The organism is Rhizobium acidisoli (assembly GCF_002531755.2).
Lineage (GTDB): Bacteria > Pseudomonadota > Alphaproteobacteria > Rhizobiales > Rhizobiaceae > Rhizobium > Rhizobium acidisoli.
Genome location: NZ_CP034998.1, coordinates 995,579 through 1,015,151, shown reverse-complemented (window position 1 = coordinate 1,015,151; position 19,573 = coordinate 995,579). Strand labels below are relative to the sequence as shown.

At 62.6% G+C, this 19,573-nt stretch carries 15 protein-coding genes; 8 read left to right on the top strand and 7 right to left on the bottom strand.

Going from position 1 to position 19,573, the window contains the following annotated elements; genetic code table 11:
• Positions 1-2: 2 nt before the first annotated feature.
• Positions 3-1,370, bottom strand: a complete 1,368-nt coding sequence (locus CO657_RS05085) for an aspartate aminotransferase family protein (RefSeq protein WP_054181733.1) — start codon at positions 1,368-1,370, stop codon at positions 3-5.
• A gap of 80 nt (positions 1,371-1,450) precedes the next feature.
• Here CO657_RS05085 and CO657_RS05080 point away from each other — a divergent pair, with 80 nt between their 5' ends.
• On the top strand, positions 1,451-2,803 hold the full coding sequence (locus CO657_RS05080; RefSeq protein ID WP_054181732.1) for a glutamine synthetase family protein: 1,353 nt from the start codon (positions 1,451-1,453) through the stop codon (positions 2,801-2,803).
• Between the two features lie 19 nt (positions 2,804-2,822).
• Here the strand turns inward: CO657_RS05080 and CO657_RS05075 are convergent, their stop codons facing one another.
• Positions 2,823-3,767, bottom strand: a complete 945-nt coding sequence (locus CO657_RS05075; RefSeq protein WP_054181731.1) for a diacylglycerol/lipid kinase family protein — start codon at positions 3,765-3,767, stop codon at positions 2,823-2,825.
• Between the two features lie 301 nt (positions 3,768-4,068).
• Between CO657_RS05075 and CO657_RS05070 the strand changes: the two genes are divergently transcribed.
• The gene (locus CO657_RS05070; RefSeq protein WP_003587645.1) at positions 4,069-5,286 is read left to right on the top strand and encodes an MFS transporter; all 1,218 of its coding nucleotides are present in this window, start codon (positions 4,069-4,071) and stop codon (positions 5,284-5,286) included.
• On the opposite strand, the gene CO657_RS05065 is transcribed toward CO657_RS05070, so the two are convergent.
• A complete protein-coding gene (locus tag CO657_RS05065) occupies positions 5,205-5,660 on the bottom strand; it encodes a winged helix-turn-helix transcriptional regulator (RefSeq protein WP_003587647.1) in 456 nt (151 codons plus the stop codon). The two genes, CO657_RS05070 and CO657_RS05065, sit on opposite strands and share 82 nt — an antisense overlap.
• A 104-nt stretch (positions 5,661-5,764) precedes the next feature.
• Here CO657_RS05065 and CO657_RS05060 point away from each other — a divergent pair, with 104 nt between their 5' ends.
• Together CO657_RS05060 and mgtE are read left to right on the top strand one after the other, a co-directional pair.
• Positions 5,765-6,778, top strand: a complete 1,014-nt coding sequence (locus CO657_RS05060; protein ID WP_054181730.1) for a zinc-binding alcohol dehydrogenase family protein — start codon at positions 5,765-5,767, stop codon at positions 6,776-6,778.
• Between the two features lie 285 nt (positions 6,779-7,063).
• Complete coding sequence (gene mgtE, locus CO657_RS05055) at positions 7,064-8,437, top strand: magnesium transporter (protein WP_054181729.1); 1,374 nt, start codon at positions 7,064-7,066, stop codon at positions 8,435-8,437.
• Between the two features lie 175 nt (positions 8,438-8,612).
• Here the strand turns inward: mgtE and CO657_RS05050 are convergent, their stop codons facing one another.
• Positions 8,613-9,134: an Lrp/AsnC family transcriptional regulator gene (locus tag CO657_RS05050; protein ID WP_174293560.1), complete on the bottom strand. Its 522-nt coding sequence runs from the start codon at positions 9,132-9,134 to the stop codon at positions 8,613-8,615.
• Between the two features lie 95 nt (positions 9,135-9,229).
• On the opposite strand from CO657_RS05050, the gene CO657_RS05045 reads away from it, so the two are divergent.
• Complete coding sequence (locus tag CO657_RS05045) at positions 9,230-10,135, top strand: DMT family transporter (protein WP_054181728.1); 906 nt, start codon at positions 9,230-9,232, stop codon at positions 10,133-10,135.
• A gap of 82 nt (positions 10,136-10,217) precedes the next feature.
• Here the strand turns inward: CO657_RS05045 and CO657_RS05040 are convergent, their stop codons facing one another.
• Together CO657_RS05040 and CO657_RS05035 are read right to left on the bottom strand one after the other, a co-directional pair.
• Positions 10,218-10,832 carry a L,D-transpeptidase gene (locus tag CO657_RS05040; RefSeq protein WP_003587654.1) on the bottom strand — a complete coding sequence of 205 codons (615 nt, stop codon included), beginning with the start codon at positions 10,830-10,832 and terminating at the stop codon, positions 10,218-10,220.
• Between the two features lie 136 nt (positions 10,833-10,968).
• Positions 10,969-12,633 (bottom strand): electron transfer flavoprotein-ubiquinone oxidoreductase, encoded by a 1,665-nt coding sequence (locus tag CO657_RS05035; RefSeq protein ID WP_054181727.1) that lies wholly within the window; start codon positions 12,631-12,633, stop codon positions 10,969-10,971.
• Positions 12,634-12,881: 248 nt separating this feature from the next.
• Between CO657_RS05035 and CO657_RS05030 the strand changes: the two genes are divergently transcribed.
• On the top strand, positions 12,882-13,670 hold the full coding sequence (locus CO657_RS05030) for an SDR family oxidoreductase (protein WP_012557083.1): 789 nt from the start codon (positions 12,882-12,884) through the stop codon (positions 13,668-13,670).
• A 120-nt stretch (positions 13,671-13,790) separates the two neighbouring features.
• Here the strand turns inward: CO657_RS05030 and CO657_RS05025 are convergent, their stop codons facing one another.
• A complete protein-coding gene (locus CO657_RS05025) occupies positions 13,791-14,672 on the bottom strand; it encodes a phosphotransferase family protein (RefSeq protein ID WP_054181726.1) in 882 nt (293 codons plus the stop codon).
• Between the two features lie 292 nt (positions 14,673-14,964).
• Here CO657_RS05025 and CO657_RS05020 point away from each other — a divergent pair, with 292 nt between their 5' ends.
• Together CO657_RS05020 and CO657_RS05015 are read left to right on the top strand one after the other, a co-directional pair.
• Positions 14,965-16,272 (top strand): efflux RND transporter periplasmic adaptor subunit, encoded by a 1,308-nt coding sequence (locus CO657_RS05020; RefSeq protein WP_054181725.1) that lies wholly within the window; start codon positions 14,965-14,967, stop codon positions 16,270-16,272.
• Positions 16,269-19,388, top strand: coding sequence for an efflux RND transporter permease subunit (locus tag CO657_RS05015; RefSeq protein WP_054181724.1), 3,120 nt, complete (start codon positions 16,269-16,271; stop codon positions 19,386-19,388). The genes CO657_RS05020 and CO657_RS05015 overlap by 4 nt, the downstream gene beginning before the upstream one ends.
• Positions 19,389-19,573: the final 185 nt, after the last annotated feature.

Below are 19,573 nucleotides of genomic sequence, written 5' to 3'. Positions count from 1 at the left end.
AATCACGATTTCAGTTCCTTCCAGGCCAAATCCAGCGCCAGCCTGGTAATCCTTGCCATCTCGTCTACCTCCGCATGGCTGATGACGAGCGGTGGCGAGGCCAGCATCCGGTCGCCGGTGGCCCGCAGCACGAGGCCGTTGGCGAGCGCGTGGTTGCGCACCAGGGCACCGATCTGATCGGGTTTGTCGAAACGGCTGCGCGTGCTCTTATCGGCGGCAAGCTGCAGGCCGCCCATCAGGCCGATACTCTCGGCTTCGCCGACCAGATCATGGTCGGCGAGTGCTGCCCAGGCCTTGCCGAAATAGGGGCCGATATCGTCGCGCACGCGTTCGACCAGTTTCTCCTCCTCGATGATGCGCAGGTTTTCGAGGGCGGCGGCCGCGCAGACCGGATGACCGGAATAGGTGAAACCGTGATTGAACTCGCCGACCTCGTTGATCAGCACATCGGCGATGCGGTCGCTGACGAGGACGCCGCCGATCGGCAGGTAGCCGGAGGACAGCCCCTTGGCGATCGGCGCGAGATCCGGCTCGACGCCGAAATGCTGGTGGCCGAACCAGGCGCCCAGCCGGCCGAAACCGCAGATCACCTCGTCGGTCACCAGCAAGATATTGCGCGCCTTGCAGATGCGGTCGATCTCCGGCCAGTAGGTCTCCGGCGGGATGATGACGCCGGCAGCGCCCTGCACCGGCTCGGCGACGAAGGCGGCGACATTCTCCTCGCCGAGCTCGTCGATCTTCGCCTCGAGCTCGCGGGCGATCTTGAGGCCGAATTCATCAGCCGAGAGATCGCCGCCCTCGCCGTACCAGTAGGGCTGGCCGATATGGACGATGCCTGGGATCGGCAGGTCGCCCTGCTCGTGCATATATTTCATGCCGCCGAGGCTGGCGCCGGCGACGGTTGAACCGTGATAGCCGTTCTTCCTTGCTATGACGATTTTCTTCGACGGCTTGCCGACGGCGCTCCAGTAGACGCGGGCCATGCGGAACCAGGTGTCGTTCGCCTCCGAGCCGGAGCCGGTGAAGAAGATGTGATTGAAACGTTCTCCGGCGTGTGAGGTGACCTTCTGGGCAAGCAGTGTCGCCGGCGTCGAACTCGTGCCGAAGAAGGTGTTGTAATAGGGCAGCTCGTTCATCTGTCTTGCGACGGCGTCAGTGATCTCCCGGCGGCCGTAGCCGATATTGACGCACCAGAGGCCGGCGAAGCCGTCGAGATATTTCCTGCCGTGATTGTCGAAGATATGAACGCCCTCGCCGCGCTGGATGATGCGTGTGCCATCGGCATTCAGCTTCTTCATGTCGGCGAAGGGATGCAGATGGTGTGCGGCGTCGATCGCGGCAAGGTTCGAGGGCGGGTAAGTATCGGACATAAGGTGAAGACCCTCGCGGATTGAAAGGCTGCTATCGATGGGATAGGAGCTTGGCCTTGTCCCGGAGGATTTTCAAGGTCATGGCGAGCGACAGGATGGACGGCAAGGCCGAGGGCGACGACCCGCGTTTCGAGATCCTGATCGTCGGCATGAACGGCGATCTGCGCGGCAAGCAGCTTCCATCAGGCGCCGAAGGCAAGGTCTGGGCCGGCGAGATCCGCCTGCCGACCTCGACGCAATCGCTCGACATCTGGGGCGACGACAATGACGACATTACCGGCCTGTCGCTGACGATCGGCGACCCCGACGGCATGGTCGTTGCCGACCGGCGCAGCCTGGCGCCGATGCCTTGGGCGCCGGATGGTTCGATGCAGGTGCTTGCCACCATGCACGAATTCGATGGCAGCCCGAGCTTCATGGACCCGCGCGCCATCCTGGCTTCGGTGGTCGAGCGCTATCGGGTACGCGGGCTGACGCCTGTCGTCGCCACCGAACTGGAATTCTACGTGATGTCGGGGGACTGGCGCGAGACCGGGCGCCCTTCCCCGCCTGAAAGCCTCACCTATCGCGGCGAGCCGAACGGTTTCCAGCTCTATGACATGAGCGCCGTCGATGCGCTCGACGGCTATCTCAAGACGCTGAGGGCCTATGCCAAGGCGCAGGGACTGCCGGCGGATGCGACGACGGCGGAATTCGGCCCGGGCCAGTTCGAGGTCAACCTGCTGCATCGCCCCGATGCGCTGGCGGCCGCCGACGACTGCCTCTATCTCAAGCGCATCGCCGAACAGGCGGCGCGCCGCCACGAGCTGAAATCGACCTGCATGGCCAAGCCCTATTCCGACCATGCCGGCTCCGGCCTGCATGTGCATGCGAGCGTCATCGACAGCCAAGGCCGCAACATTCTCGATGCCAAGGGCGGCGAACCGACGCGGCTGAAATCGGTGACGGCAGGCCTACTCGACACGATGCGCGCGGCGCAGCTGATCTTCGCCCCCTTCGCCAATTCCTATCGCCGCTTCCAGCCGGGCTCGTTTGCACCTGTCGATCTGACCTGGGGCAGCGGCCATCGCGGCACGGCGATCCGCATACCCGACAAGGACGGTCCGGCCGCCCGCATCGAGCACCGCGTCGCCGGCGCCGATGCCAATCCCTATCTGCTGCTGGCGGCTATCCTCGGCGGCATGCTGCTTGGTCTCGACAGCGAACTCGACCCCGGCGAGGAGACGACGCCCGCCCACACGCCTGCCGATACGACACGGCTGACCCATGATTTCCTGAGCGCGGTCGAGACCTTCCGCACCTCGCCCTTCATCGCCGATACCTTCGGCGCACGCTATCAGGCGCTTTATGGCGACACCAAGCGCAAGGAAGCACTCGCGCATCTGCGCACCGTCTCGGATTTCGATTACCGCACCTATCTGCCGCGGCTCTGAAGCTTACGCCGCGGCCGACTTACGCGGCGGGCTCGCGCCGTTCGGCCTCATCCACCTGCGCCGCCAGCCCCTGCTTGACCAGAACCTTCAACTCGCCCGGATGCAGCCGGATCGAGACATTGCGTTCAAGCGGCAGCAGTTCGCCGTCCATCACGCAATTGGCCTTGGAGCGCAGCTTCGGAAAATGCAAGTGCACTTCGGCCGGGTGCATCACCATGACGTCGGCGTTTTCGCGGACCTTGCCGCGCAGCATGTCGATGGCGAGGCGGGCGACACCGAGGGGTTTTAGCGGATTTGCGGTATAGAAGCCGAGTTCGCCGGTTCTGAGATTATCGGCATAGAGCAGCGCGTTTTCGCCGAAAGGATTGTTGGAGACCGAGATTGCCGACACCCAGCGGCGCTCCCGCATGCCGGCCGCCTCGAACTCGACTTCGAATTCCGGCGGATTGAACACGACACCCAAAGCCGCCTTCGTGCTCGCCCGGATCTTGCCCAGCCGGGAACGATAGCTGTAGGCGTTGCGGTAGCGCACCATGCGGGCGTGCAGGCCGGCGGAAAACTGGTGGATGAAGGGGCGGCCGTTGGCGCTGGCAATATCGACATTGTCGATCTCGCCTGATGCAAGCACATCGAGCGCCTGCCAGATATCGAGCGGCACGCGCAGCGAGCGGGCAAAAAGGTTCATGGTGCCGGCCGGCACGACGCCGAGCGCAATGCCGTTCTTCCAGGCGATCGATGCCGCGGCTGAAATCGTGCCGTCGCCGCCGCCGGCGACGATGCCGTCGATATCGTCACGCTGGGCAGCCCGCTCCATGGCAGGAATGATCTCCTTTCCGGAGAAGACGATGGCGTCGAAATCATGCCCCGCGTCGCGGAACGCCTCCTCCGCCCTCTTTTCGTAGGCCAGCATGTCGGTGGTCCTGAAGGTGCCGCCGTCGCGATTGAAAAAGCCTACAAGCTTCATAAGGGCTCCCGTCCCTGGCGCGGAATTGGTCCTGCCTTTGCCTTGAGATGGTTGCGGCATTCGCGATTTCAAGCGCATGCGCCTTTCTGAGGGAATGACAGAAATGCAAATATTGCAACGGACATATGCACATAGCAGGACGCTGCACTGCGAAAAATGCACTCGACGCCTGCCCGCCCATCACCGATAGATCAGATATCGGAGAGATCGTCTCCACTTCCCGCCCTATACCACGATCGCCTCGCGGCCGCGCTTGCGCCTCAGGCCATTGCCAAGCAGAAAACCGTCCCGAGGAGCGCTCATGAGTGAGATCGCCATCAATGATTCCATCGGAAGCCAGCCGGATGACGAGCTGCCGTCGGCAACGACCGTCGCCCTGGTTCAGCTGGCGCTCGCCTGCGGCGGCTTCGGCATCGGCACCGGCGAATTCGCGATCATGGGGCTGCTGCCGAATGTCGCCGACACCTTCTCGGTGACGACGCCGCAGGCCGGCTACGTCATCAGCGCCTATGCGCTCGGCGTCGTCATCGGCGCACCGGTTATCGCCGTGCTCGCCGCGAAAATGGCGCGCCGCACCCTGCTGCTCACACTGATGCTGATCTTTGCCGCCGGCAATATCTTCAGCGCCATGGCGCCGACCTTCGAAACCTTCACGCTGCTGCGCTTCGTCAGCGGGCTGCCGCATGGCGCCTATTTCGGTGTCGCGGCGCTGGTCGCCGCCTCGATGGTGCCGGTGCATCGCCGCGCGCGGGCCGTCGGCCGCGTCATGCTCGGCCTGACCGTCGCGACGCTTCTCGGCACGCCCTTGACGACATTCTTCGGCCAGTCGCTCGACTGGCAGATCGCATTTTTCTCCGTCGGCGTGCTCGGCCTGCTGACGGTGGTGCTGATCTGGTTTTATGTTCCCCAGGACAGGGTTTCCGAAGAGGCAAGCTTCCTGCGCGAACTCGGCGCCTTCCGCCGGCCGCAGGTGTGGTTGACGCTCGGCATCGCCGCCGTCGGCTACGGCGGCATGTTTGCGATGTTCAGCTATATCGCCTCGACGACGACCGAAGTGGCGATGCTGCCGGAAACCGCCGTTCCGATCATGCTGGTGCTCTTCGGCGTCGGCATGAATGCCGGCAATTTCATCGGCTCGTGGCTGGCCGACAAATCGCTGCTCGGCACGATCGGCGGCTCACTCGTCTACAATATCGTCGTGCTGACCACCTTCTCGCTGACCGCCGCCAACCCCTATATGCTCGGTCTCTCGGTCTTCCTGGTCGGCTGCGGTTTTGCCGCCGGCCCGGCGCTGCAGACCCGGCTGATGGATGTCGCCGCCGATGCGCAGACGCTTGCCGCCGCCTCCAACCATTCCGCCTTCAACATCGCCAATGCGATCGGCGCCTGGCTCGGCGGCCTCGTCATCGCCTGGGGTTACGGTTTCGCCGCCACCGGTTATGTCGGCGCAGCACTTTCCTTCCTCGGCCTGTTCGTCTTCGCCGCCTCCGCACGGCTGGAGCGCCGCGCCGGCGCATAAATCCCGTCTGAAGCCATACGCAGCTCACGCCCTTCAGGGCTGCAGAAGACGTAATCGTCGCCCCAGGCGGCGAGCGCGTCGACGACCGGCTTCAGCGTCATGCCGAGCGGCGTCATCGCATAATCGACATGCGGCGGCACGACGGGATAGACAGTGCGCGACACCAGCCCGGACTGTTCCAGTTCCCGCAGTTGCTTGGTCAGCATGCGCTGGGTGACGGCCGGCAGCTTGCGGCGCAATTCATTGAAGCGCAGCGTGCCCTGCATCAGGTGAAAGAGGATCACCCCTTTCCATTTGCCGTCGAGAAAACCCAGCGTCGCCTCCACAGGGCAACCGGGGAAATTCTTGATAAATTTGGCGCGGGGCAACGACATTTTTACTGTATCCTTTTTGGTACTATGTACAGAATTTGTGCATTCTTGCGCTGTTTCATCATAGTGCGCATCTAGCCTCCGTGCAAAGAACACAGGAGTTTGCCATGCGCGCCGTTGCCTACAATAGCCCACAACCCATTACCGCCGAGACCTCGCTGATCGATATCGAGCTGCCGATGCCGGAAGCCCGAGGCCACGACCTGCTGGTCGAGATCAAGGCCGTTTCCGTCAATCCAGCCGATGTCAAAATCCGCGCTCATGTGGCGCCGCCCACGGACGAGCCAAGGGTATTGGGCTGGGATGCCGCCGGCATCGTCAAGGCCGTCGGCGCCGACGTCACCCTGTTCAAGCCCGGCGACCAGGTGTTCTACTCGGGCGCCCTCGCCCGCTCCGGCACCAATGCCGAATTCCATCTCGTCGACGAGCGCATCGTCGGCGCCAAGCCGAAGAGCCTCGATTTCGCCGCCGCTGCAGCGCTGCCGCTGACCACGATCACCGCCTATGAGGCGCTGTTCGATCGGCTGAAGGTGCAGGATCCGGTTTCGGGTGCGGCGCGCTCCATCCTCATCATCGGCGGCGCTGGCGGCGTCGGCTCGATCGCCATCCAGGTCGCTCGGGTGCTGACCGATCTCACCGTCATTGCCACGGCGTCGCGGCGTGAAACGCAGGACTGGGTGAAGGATCTCGGCGCCCATCACGTCATCGACCATTCCAGCCCGATCGCGCCGCAGGTGGCAGCGCTCGGCATCGGCGCCCCGGGCTTCATCTTCTCGACGACGAACACCGACCTCCATATTGGCGACATCGTCGAAGTCATCGCGCCGCAGGGCCGCTTCGCATTGATCGACAATCCGAAGACCCTCGATGTCGTTCCCTTCATGCGCAAGAGCGCCTCTATCCACTGGGAGCTGATGTTTACCCGTCCTCTCTTCGAAACGCCCGACATGATCGAGCAGCACAGGCTATTGAACAGGATTTCCGAGCTCGTCGACGCCGGCAGGATCCGCACGACACTTTCCGAGACCATCGGCCCGATCAATGCGGCGAACCTGAAGAAAGCGCATGCGATGGTTGAAACGGGCCGGATGAAGGGCAAGGCGGTGCTTGCCGGGTTCTGAGACCCGGTCGCCCGTGCAAATACCTCTCCTGGAATGTCGCATCGCGAGGTGCGACATTCTGCCGTTAAGCATTTCTCCCGCTTGACTTATTCCGCGTTCGGGACCACCTAGCATGACACGTGGATAACACTTGTCTTCCACGGATTTTAACGGAGCCATCACTCAGATGCCAAGCGACAGTAGCAGTCGATTGCCTTTGCCGTACGCGGCCCTCGTGCGCTGACCGACTCCTGTCGGCTCGCCCGTTCGGGACGCTACGGCGGATCGACGGAAAGGCGAGCCTCAATGAACATCAATCGCTTCCCACTTCGGGCAGGCCATGCCGCCCGTGCCTTCATCAACAACAGCCGCGGTGCAACGATCGCCGAACGCGTCGATGCGTTGAACGCGCTGACCGTCCAGGATGCCGGCCGCGTGCTATCCGGCATGCCGCTCGACTATGCCGTCAATATTCTCGACCGGCCGGAGCTTCGCAACGCCGCTGAGATCCTGGCACTGATCAGTGCCGAGGATGCCGCACGGCTGCTGCACGGCATGTCAAACGACCGTGTCGCCGACGTGCTGCTCGAACTCGACGGCGAGACCCGCGCCCGGCTGTTTGCCAGCCTCGACGAACCGGTGCGCATCGCGATCCAGCACCTGATGGGCTATCCGCCGCGCACGGCCGGCGGCATCATGACGACGGAGTTCGTCAGCGTGCCGGTGAACTGGACGGTTGCCCAGACACTCGACCATGTGCGCCAGGTCGAACGCTCGCGCGAGACCGTCTATGCGATCTATGTGCTCGACGAGATCAGCCATGCGCTCATGCATGTGGTAACGCTGCGCCGCCTCATCACCGGCGAGCCTGATGCTTCCATCCTCACGGTGGCGCAGAAGGGCACGCCGGTTTCGGCCGATCCGCTGATGAAGCAGGAGGATGTCGCCCGGCTGATCCGCAAACACGACCTGCTCGCCCTGCCGGTCACCGACGAGCATGGGCAGATGCTCGGCATCGTCACCGTCGACGATGTGATCGACACGATGATCTCAGACACGACGGAAGCGGCCCAGAGGTTCGGCGGCATGGAGGCGCTCGGCCAGCCCTATATGAAGATCGGCTTTGGCGGCATGATACGCAAGCGCGCCGGCTGGCTCGCTGCTCTGTTCCTCGGCGAGATGCTGACGGCAAGCGCCATGCAGCATTTCGAAGGTGAGCTGGAAAAGGCCGTGGTGCTGACGCTGTTCATCCCGCTGATCATGAGCTCAGGCGGCAATTCCGGTTCGCAGGCGACCTCGCTGATCATCCGGGCCTTGGCGCTCGGCGAGCTGAAGCTTTCGGACTGGTGGAAGGTACTGCTGCGCGAACTTCCCACAGGCATCGTGCTCGGCGCGATCCTCGGCCTCGTCGGCTTCACGCGCATCGTCTTCTGGCAGTCAGCCGGGCTCTACGACTATGGCCCGCACTGGCAGATGGTCGCCATCACGGTGTTTGCCGCGCTGATCGGGATCGTCACCTTCGGCTCGATCTGCGGCTCGATGCTGCCTTTCGTGCTGCAGAAGCTCCGGCTCGATCCGGCCAGCGCCTCGGCCCCCTTCGTCGCCACACTCGTCGACGTCACCGGGCTCGTCATCTACTTCTCGGTGGCGCTGCTCATCCTTAGCGGGACGCTGCTGTAGAGCGAAAATGCCCCTCACCCTAGCCCTCTCCCCGTAAAACGGGGAGAGGGGACGTGCCACGCTAGACGTCCGCGAGGGACGGAGAGGTTGCGGCATAGTCCCTTCGCCCCGCAAGCGGGGAGAAGGTGCCGGCAGGCGGATGAGGGGCAGGCTCCGAGCACCAGCCCGAGGGAAATTATTTTCCCTCAGGCAGCTTCAACGGCCCATGCGTCTTAATGCTGCGGATGGCGAAGTTGGAGCGGATGTCGCTGACATTCGGCAGGGTCAACAGCGTTTCGGTCAGAAGTCGCTCGTAGGCGGCAAGATCCTCCACCACCACTTCGGCGAGGAAATCGGCGGTGCCCGAAATCAGGAAGCAGGAGACGATCTCGGGGATGGCGAGCAGCGCCTTTTGCTGCGCCTCGGAATTCTCGCGGCTGTGATGGACGACCTTGAACTCGACGAAGACCGTCAGGCCGAGCCCGACTTCCTTGCGGTCGATATCGGCGGTGTAGCCGCGGATGATGCCGGAGCGTTCGAGATTGCGGATGCGGCGCAGGCAGGGCGATGGCGAAAGGTTCACCTTCTCGGCGATCTCGACATTGGTCGCCCGCGCATCCTCCTGCAGGCACTTCAGGATGGCGATATCGAATTTATCGAGATTTGGCATTTTCGCGATTCCCGTTGGCATCATTTGGCAGAAGATTGCGCGTAGCATGATTTTTGAGCCAGAGATAGCAAGGACATGCCCTGCCCTCTCGGACTAATCTTTTCCTCGACCGGAACGCTCCGGATGAAGGAAGGGACAGGACGATGACCACCATTGCATTTACGAACGACAAGTCGCCATCGCAGGCCCTGGGTTATGCCGGCGGCACTGTTACCGTCCTGATCTGGGCGACATGGTTTCTTGTCACCCGCCACAGCGCCGCAACGCCGCTCGGCTCGATCGACATCGGGCTGATCCGCTTCGGAATTCCCGCACTGGTGCTTTCGCCCGTCTGGATGAAGACCGGGCTGCTGCCGAAGTCCCTGCCACTGCATCCGCTGGCGATCATGGTGTCCGGCTCGGGCGCCGTCTTCTTCCTGCTGACCACCCTGGCAATTCATTCGACGCCGGCTGCCTCGTCAGGCATCCTGCTCGGCGGCTCGATGCCGCTCGCCGCGGCGCTGATCGGCATCGTCCTGTTTGGCGAAAGACCCGATACCACCCGCATCGCCGGGCTCGCCGCGATCGTCGGTGGCGTGCTCGTCCTGCTCACGCACAGCCTTGCAGATGCCTCGCTGCCATGGACGAGCTTCCTGCTGCTCCCGGCCGGCGCAGTCTTGTGGGCGAGCTATACGCATGCTTTCCGCCGCTCGGGCCTGACGGCCGTGCAGGCAAGCGCGCTGATCGCCGTCTGGTCCTTCCTGATCATGGGCGTGCTTGCCCTCATCTTCGGCATCTCGCTGCCGCAGGCGCCTCTCCCGGAAATCGGCCTGCAGGTGCTGAGCCAGGGCATTCTTTCCGGCCTCGTCGCCATGCTGGCCTACGGCACCGCCGTCAGAACCCTCGGCGGAACTCAGGCCGCAGCCTTCACGGCGCTGACGCCGGTGCTGGCAACGCTGGGCGGCGGCTTCCTGCTTGGCGAACCGATCGGGCTGACGGAAATCAGCGCAGCCGTGATCACCGGCATCGGCGTGGCACTTTCCACCGGGATCGCCGCCCGGCACCGCTGACCGCCAGTCGGACCCAACAAAGTCGAAAGCCGCCGACAGCCATCGCTGCGGCGGCTTTTTCAATGAACGTGATTTGGACCGCTCACGCCTGGATGACGACGACCCTGGCGCCGACTTCGACGCGGCTATAGAGGTCGATCACGTCGTGGTTCATCATGCGGATACAGCCGCTCGACATGGCCAGACCGATCGATTGCGGCTGGTTGGTGCCGTGGATGCGGAAGTGCGTGTCGCCGCCGCCGCGATAGAGATACATGGCGCGTGCGCCGAGCGGGTTGTTCGGGCCGCCCGGCATGCCGCCGGCGAGCTTGCGATAGCGCTCTTCGCGACGCTGCATGTTTTCGGTGGGCGTCCAGCTCGGCCACTCCGCCTTGCGGCCGATATAGGCGTTGCCGGCAAAGGCCAGTCCCTCGCGACCGACGCCGACGCCGTAACGCACCGCCCTGCCGTCGCCAAGCACGTAGTAGGCGCGGCGCGCGGGAGTATCGACGACCACCGTGCCGGCTGCATGGGTGGTTTCATAGGCCACTTCCTGGCGGCGCAGCTCCGGCTTGATCTTGTCGATCGGCACCTGCTTCAACGGGAATTTTTCATCCGGAAGTGCGGCGTAATTCGTCTGGCTGTTGAGACCAGTCGAAGAGCAGCCGGCGACAAAAAGCGGCAGAGCGATCAGGAAGCCCCGGCGGGAGATCGTCATGAATGTGTCCTTAGTGCGTCAACAAGATGTCGCAAGCTAAGGAAATTATGGTTAACGAACGGCTAACGGCAGCCCGCAGCAAGTGATCACGAAGGCGTCAGCACGTAAAAATTGTCGGCGGTGGGGATAATCCGCCTCACATATTCGGATAGACCGGCCCCTCGCCACCCTGCGGCGGCACCCAGTTGATATTCTGGTTGGGATCCTTGATGTCGCAGGTCTTGCAGTGGACGCAGTTCTGGGCGTTGATGACGAAGGTGTCCTGCCCGTCCTTCTCCACCCATTCATAGACGCCGGCCGGACAGTAACGCGTCGACGGGCCGGCATAGATGTCATGTTCGGATCGCTTCTGCAGGCCCATGTCTTTGACCTGCAGATGCACCGGCTGATCCTCCTCGTGATTGGTGTTCGACAGGAACACTGAGGACAGACGGTCGAAGGTCAAAACGCCATCCGGTTTCGGATAGGCGATCGGCTTGTGCTGGGATGCCGGCTCCAGCGACTGCGCATCGGTCTTGCCGTGACCAAGCGTGCCGAAGAAGGAAAAGCCGAACAAGGTGTTGGTCCACATGTCGAGACCGCCGAGCGCCACGCCGAGCGCGGTGCCGAACTTCGACCACAGCGGCTTGACGTTTCTCACCCGCTTCAGATCCTTGCCGATGTCGCCCTGGCGCCATTCGTTCTCGATCTCGGTGACCTCGTCATGGCTGCGGCCGACTGTAATTGCCGCCGCGATCTTCTCGGCCGCCAGCATGCCCGACAGCACCGCATTGTGGCTGCCCTTGATGCGGGGAACGTTGACCAGACCGGCCGAACAGCCGATCAGCGCCCCGCCCGGGAAGGAAAGCTTCGGCACCGACTGGTAGCCGCCCTCGGTGATGGCGCGGGCGCCATAGGAGAGCCGCTTGCCGCCCTCGAAGGTGCCTCGAATGGCGGGATGGGTCTTGAAGCGCTGGAACTCCTCGAAGGGATAGAGATAGGGGTTCTTGTAGTTCAGATGGACGACGAAGCCGACGGCGACCAGATTGTCTTCCAGGTGATAGAGGAAGGAACCGCCGCCGGTCTTCATCCCTAGCGGCCAGCCGAAGGAGTGCTGCACCAGGCCCTGCCGATGGTTTTCCGGCTTGACCTGCCAGAGCTCCTTGATGCCGATGCCGAACTTTTGCGGTTCGCGGTCCTTCTGCAGATCGAATTTGGCGATCAGCTGCTTGGCGAGCGAGCCGCGCACGCCCTCGCCGATCAGCACATATTTGCCGAGCAGTTCCATGCCGCGGGTATAGTTCGGGCCGGGCTCGCCGTTCTTCTCGATGCCCATATCGCCGGTGGCGACGCCGATCACCGCACCCTTGTCATCATAGAGCAGTTCGGTGGCAGCAAAGCCCGGATAGATCTCGACGCCGAGCTCCTCAGCCTTAGTAGCCAGCCAGCGACAGACGAGGCCGAGCGAGACGATGTAGTTGCCGTGATTGTTCATCAGCGGCGGCATCAAAAAATTCGGCAGGCGGATCGAGCCGGCGGGACCAAGCAGCAGGAAGTGGTCTGATTTGACCTCGGTCTTGAAGGGATGGTCGGCTTCCTGGCGCCAGCCGGGCAGCAGTCGATCGATGCCGATCGGATCGACGACGGCACCGGAGAGAATGTGGGCGCCGACTTCCGAGCCCTTCTCCAGCACAACGACCGAAAGCTCCGGATTGACCTGCTTCAGCCGGATCGCCGCGGAAAGACCGGCCGGACCTGCACCGACGATCACCACATCGAATTCCATGCTCTCGCGTTCGGGCAACTCAGTCGTCTCGGTCATTCACTCGTCTCCGCTTGGCGGCACACGGCCGTCATCCTCATAAGCACTTTCTTGTCAAAACGAGAAAGCGTTGTCGAGCCGGGATACGACAGCCAATCTTCAATTCGCACAATGATATGCCTTGTGCGTGGAAATTATATAACGCTTACGTCAACGTCAATTGGCAAACGCCGCCGAACCGATCACGCTCCCTTTCCTTTTCCGCCGCGTGCGCCTTATACATCGATCGAAGAGTTTGGAGGACAATCATGGATCTCGGCATCGAAGGCAAACGGGCGCTCATCCTCGCCTCCTCGCGCGGGCTTGGCCTCGGCATCGCCGTAGCGCTGGCGCGCGAAGGCACCAACGTGCTGCTTTGCGGACGCAGCGGCGACCAGCTGGAAGCCAATTGCAAGGCGATCAACAGCGAAGGCAAAGGTCGTGCCGACTGGATCTGGGCCGACCTCGGGGATGAACGCTTCGTCGAAACAGTGACAAGCGCGGTGAAGGAGAAGTTCGCCGGGCTCGATATCCTCGTCAACAATACCGGCGGGCCAACGCCCGGCACGACCGAGGATATGACGGGTGAAAAGCTCGAGACCTATTTCCTCTCGATGGTCGCCCGCGTCATCACGCTGACCAATGCGCTGCTGCCCGGCATGAAGGCACAGGGCTGGGGTCGCATCCTGACGGTCGCCTCCTCAGGCGTGATCGAGCCGATCGCCAATCTGGCGCTGTCGAATACGCTGCGCCCGGCACTTGCCGGCTGGAGCAAGACACTTGCCTCCGAAGTGGCGGGCTTCGGCGTTACCACCAATCTGCTGTTGCCGGGCAGCATCCTGACGGGCCGCCTCGACGATCTCGACGGCGCGGCGGCAAAGCGGACGGGCAAGAGCCTCGAAGAGATCCGCACCGATAAGGAAGCGCGCATTCCGGTCGGCCGCTACGGCCGAGTGGAGGAATTTGCCGCAGCGGCTGCCTTCCTGTGCAGCCAGCCGGCAAGTTACATCACCGGCTCGCTGATCCGCTGCGACGGCGGCGCGGCCCGATCCGTCTAGAACAGGATGATTTTAGGCCCAGTTGGCCTAAAATCTGAATCCTGTTCTCAATTAAAGAGTTAGAGCATGATGTTGTCCGAAAACCGCGCGCACTTTTCGGCATCATGCTCTGACAGTATTTCAGCCGGCGTGGGCCGCTATGGCCGCCCAACTTGCGGCATTTTGGACCATCGAGCTGACATGGGCCGGATCGTCGGCAAGCTCGGCGAGTTCGGACAAACGATGGAAGCCCGTCAGGATCGCGATGCGCCGCCGGTCGAGCCTGCGTCCGGTCAGCATTTCATAGGCCGATATGATCCGGGCGGTCAGATCGGGCGAGATGAAGTTCGAGTAGATGAATTCCTGGTGCAACGGCCCGAAGCCCGAATCGGCGAAATCGTAAATGCCGTTGAGCCTTCCTTGCGCATGGTTGAAGGCCATGTTCCAGCCATGACCGTCGAAGAAGCCGTAGATGTTGCCGTGGGGATCGGGCGGCAAGGTTTCGAAATCGGCAATAAGGGCCTCGGCAAAGCTCCTGATCTCGGGCGGCAACAGCGGCAAAGCCTTTTCTCGCACCGTCTCGGGCGATTGCCAGGGCTGGATCGGCGCAGCACCTGCCGAGCGCATGCGATCGGCATCGAGCACATGCAGCTCGGCGTAAAAGCGCGCCAGATCATCCGCAAGGTGCTGACGATTGCCTTCGCCAAGCGCATCGTAATCTTCGGCAATGAGATGTTCGCCGTCGATCTTGGCGTGGCTGGAGAAGATCGGCGGCCCGTCGTGAATGCGCATGTCGGGAACCGCCATCGACAGCGACGGCCTGATGATGTCGAGCAAGGCGGCTTCCTTCACAAGTGCTCTTTCCGCGCCTGAATGGCGGGGAAATTTGAAGATCAGCGTGTCGTCGACGTCGACGGCAAGCGAATCCCAGCCCTTTGCCGCCAGCTTAAAGGCGGAGCCCGTGAGTTCAGGAAACACGCTTATGATGAGAGAGCGAAATTCGCTGGCGTTCAACTCGGTCATGACGACCTGCCTTCTCTGGTTTTTTCCCGTGTTTTTCGCCGGGCAACGAACGGCACGCGGACCGATTTCGTCTTGTCGCGAACCGCCTGCCCGCCGGCCGTCAAACGGCACCGGATTACACTGGACCTATATTAGTATAATTTGAATATTACGGAATATTCATTACAAAAATTTAAGCCGTTATAACCACTTAGTGATTGCGACCCGGGAATTATGTCTTTTTTGCGCCGCAATATAAGCGGCTCAATCGGGGCATAAAAATCGCCCCCCATTCAACACCCCGGTCTCGCCCATGAAGAAATTTTGGATCACTGTCAGCGTTATCGCAGTTGCCGCCGTCGGCGTCTGGCAATTCGGGAATCTGATCCCCTATGCCTCCCGCATTCCCACCCTCTCGCAGTTCATCAAGCAGCCGGTTGGCGGCAATGGCGGGCAGCCGGCACAGGGCGATCAGGCGCAGGCCGATCAAGCGCAGAACGGTGGGCAACGTCAGGGCGGCGGGCGCAGACGCGGCGGCGGCGGCCCGACGATCGTGAAGACCGTTGCAGCCGTGAAAACGGCGCTGCCGACGGATGTGACGGCGTCCGGCTGGGCCGATGCCGACGACAACACCACCATTGCAGCGCAGGAACAGGGCCTGATCGTCAGCATCAATGGCCAGGATGGAGCGACCGTCAAAGCCGGCGACCTGATCGCCAAGCTCGACGACCGGACGGCCAAGGCCGCCGTCGACAAGGACAATGCGATGATCGTCCGGGACACGGCGACGCTTTCGGAATCCGAAACCGCGCTGGTGCGCGCGCAGGACCTCTTCGACCAGAAAGCCGGCACTCAGCAGAGCCTCGATCAGGCGAGAGCCGCCCGCGATACCGCTGCCGCGACCGTCGATGCCGATAAGGCGACGCTCGCCTCGGATCAGATCATCCTCGAAAACACCGATATCCGCGCGCCCTTCGACGGCCGGCTCGGCGATATCGCCATCAGCAAGGGGGCTTTCCTCAATGCCGGCTCGGCGATCGTCACCATCGCCAAATACGATCCGATCTATGTGAAATTCCACCTGCAGGAACGCTATCTCAGGGAATTGAAGAGCGCGCTCGCAGCCGGCCCGGTCGAGGTCAGCACGGTTCCGGCTTCTACCAAGGGGCAGGTCCGCAAGGGCGAAATCAGCTTCTACGACAACACCGTCGACACGGCCTCGGGCACGATCCTCGCCAAGGCGAAATTCGAGAATGCCTCCGGCGCGCTCTGGCCCGGCCAGTCGGTCAACATCGTCGTGCATTTCAACAATGACGAACAGCAGGTAGTCGTGCCGACCGTGGCCGTCAGCCCCGGTCCGGAGGGGTTCTTCGCCTTTGTCGCCAAGGACGGCAAATCGCATCTGACGCCGGTCACCGTTGCCCGCGCCAATGGCGGCTTCACCGCCATCGCATCGGGTCTTTCGGAAGGCGACCATGTCGTCGTCGAGGGCCAGGGCCAGCTCAGCGACCAGCAGGCGATCAACGAGCAGTTCGACGAAAAGGCGCTTGATGTCGCCTCCGCCGACGCGCCTCGGCAGCCCCAGCAATCCGAGACGATCGCGGTGGGAGCTCAGCAATGATCCCGAATTTCTGTATCCAGCGCCCCGTCGCGACGACGCTGCTTGCCATCGGCGTCATTCTGGCCGGTCTTGCCGGTTACCGGCTCGTGCCCGTCGCGGCCCTGCCGCAGGTCGATTTTCCGACGATCAACGTTTCGGCGCAGCTGAGCGGCGCCTCGCCGCAGACGATGGCGACCTCGGTCGCCACACCGCTGATCAAGCAGTTCGAGACCATTCCCGGGATCACCGAAATCAGCGCATCGAGCTCGCTCGGCAGCAGCAGCATCGTGCTGCAGTTCGATCTCAACCGCGATATCGACGCCGCTGCGGCCGACGTGCAGGCGGCGATCTCGCATGCTACCCGCCAGCTGCCCGACAATCTGACGACGCCGCCGAGCTACCGCAAGACCAATCCGGCCGATGCGCCGGTCATGCTGCTCTCCGTGCAGAGCAACACCATGCCGCGCAGCAAGCTCGACGAGATCGCCGAGGACATCATCTCGCCGTCGCTGTCGACGCTTCCCGGCGTTGCCCAGGTCAGCGTTTTTGGCGCCCAGACCTATGCCGTGCGCGTCGAGGTCGATCCCAACAAGCTGCTTACCCGCGGCATCGGCATCGATACCGTCAACAAGGCACTTGCTGCCGCCAACAGCCAGCAACCGGTGGGAACGCTGCAGAACAATTCGCAAAGCATGACCATCACGGCGAACACGCAGCGCACCAATGCCGAACAATTCCGCTCGCTGGTGATTGCCAATCCGAACGGTGCGCCGATCCATCTCGGCGATGTTGCCGATGTGCAGGACAGCGTCGAGAACCAGTATACCGGCAGCTGGTATGACGGGCAGCGCGGCATCATCCTCGCCATCCAGCGTCAGCCGGATGCCAACACGGTCGATGTCATTGATGCGATCAACGCCAAGCTGCCGCAGCTTCACGCCGAGATCCCGCCTTCGGTGAACACCGTCGTCATGAACGACGCGGCAAAACCCATTCGCGCCGCCATTTCAGACGTGAAGTTCACACTGTTCCTGACGATCGGCCTCGTCGTTCTCGTCATCTACCTCTTTACCGGCCATGCGACGGCGACGATCATCCCGGGGCTCGCCGTTCCGCTGTCGCTGATCTCGACCTTCGGCATGATGTATGTGCTCGGCTACAGCATCGACAACATCTCGCTCTTGGGGCTGACGCTCGCGGTGGGGCTGGTGGTCGACGACGCGATCGTCATGCTGGAAAATATCCTGCGTCATGTCGAGGAGGGCATGCCGGTGCGGGAGGCGGCGATCAAGGGGGCCGGCGAAGTCAGCTACACCATCATCTCCATGTCGGTTTCGTTGATTGCGGTGTTCATCCCGATCCTGCTGATGGGCGGCGTCGTCGGCCGCGTCTTCAACGAATTCGGCATGGTCGTCGCCATCGCCATCATCTCCTCGGCGATCGTCTCGCTGACCGTAACGCCGATGCTCGGCTCGCGTCTCTCCAACAACCACAGCCGCCCGCCGCTCCTCATCCGCATCTTCGATGCCGGCTTCGAGCGGACGCTCAACGGCTACGACAGGGCAGTCGGCTGGTGCCTGCACCATCGCCTGACGATCCTCGGGGTTTTCGTCGGCTCGGTGGCGCTGACCATCTATTTCTTCATGACGCTGCCGACGAGCTTCTTCCCGCAGGAAGATATCGGCCGGCTGACGATCAGCACCCAGGCGCGGCAGGACATTTCCTATACCGCCATGGAAGCGCTGCAGCAGCAGGCGGCAGCCGCCGTCAAGGCGAACCCGGCGGTCAACCACGTGATGTCGACGATCGGCGGCAACCCGAACAAACCGCAGAACAACGGCTCGATGTTTGTCGAACTCAAGGACAAGAAGGAGCGCCCGCCGCTTGACCAGACGTTGCGCGAGCTGCGCACGGCGATCAACAAGATCCCCGGATTGCAGGCCTTCGTGACGCCGAACCAGAGCCTGCGCTTCGGCGGCCGCCAGACCGCCAGCCAGTATCAGCTGGTTGTGCAGGCGCTCAGCGCCGACCAGACCAATCTCTGGGCCGGCAAGATCCAGGCGGCGATGCGCAGCGATCGAAGCCTGTTCACGGATGTGACCTCGGACGCCCAGAACAACGCCCTGCAGGCCAATATCGTCATCGATAGCGAGCGGGCCGCCGCCTACGGCATCGACAACGACACGCTGCGCACGACGCTGCAGGAATCCTTCAGCGGCTATGCAGCCGCGGAGATCCAGTCGACCGGCGACAGCTACGACGTCATCGTCGAATACGACACCAGCAAACCCTGGGACGACCAGAAGCTGTCGGAAATCCGTGTCATCTCCGCCAATGGCAGCCTGGTGCCGCTGTCGAACTTCGCCCATGTGCAGCGCACCACCGGCCCGGTGACCATCAACCAGACGGGCCAGCTGGTTTCGACCACGGTGTCCTTCAACCTGCCGGAAGGTGTCTCGCTCAGCGACGCGACGGCGGCGATCGAGCAGATCAAGAAGGATATCAGCGTGCCGGCCGACGTCTTCACCTCCTATGGCGGTACGGCTGAAATTTTCCAGCAGTCGCAGGGCAATACGCCCTATCTGATCCTGGCGGCAGTGCTGACCATCTATGTCGTGCTCGGCGTGCTCTACGAGAGCTTTATCCATCCGCTGACCATTCTCTCCGGCCTGCCGGCTGCGGCCTTCGGTGCGCTGCTGGCGCTGAAGATCATGGGCTTCGATCTGTCGATCATCGCTTTGATCGGCCTGCTGATGCTGATCGGCATCGTCAAGAAGAACGCGATCATGATGATCGACGTGGCGGTGGAGACCATGCGCACGACCGGCGAAAAGGCGACGGCGGCGATCCACGAGGCCTGCGTGCGACGTTTCCGGCCGATCATGATGACGACCTTCTGCGCGCTGCTCGGCGCCCTGCCGATCGCGCTCGGCACCGGCGCAAGCTCGGAACTGCGCCAGCCGCTCGGCATCGCCGTCGTCGGCGGCCTCATCGTCTCGCAGATGCTGACACTGTTCATCACCCCGGTCATTTTCGTCGAGATGGACCGCTTCGGCAATTTCCTCGGGCGCCTGATCGGCGGAAGCAAAGTCGAGGAGCCGGTGGTGCACGAGGCAAGGGCAATGGCTGCCGAATGATGACGGCCCTCTGAGTTCAGCATTGCCACCCCTTGCGGCGCACTTCTTTTCCCCGACCGGGAGAAGAAGTGCGCCCGATCACATCAGCTTTTGATCCTCTTAAATGTGTCACGCCTCTGTGGCATCACCCGCCCTCCTGAATTCGGGGCGTGCTTACGTCCCTTCGCGGAGCCACGCTCCGTCTC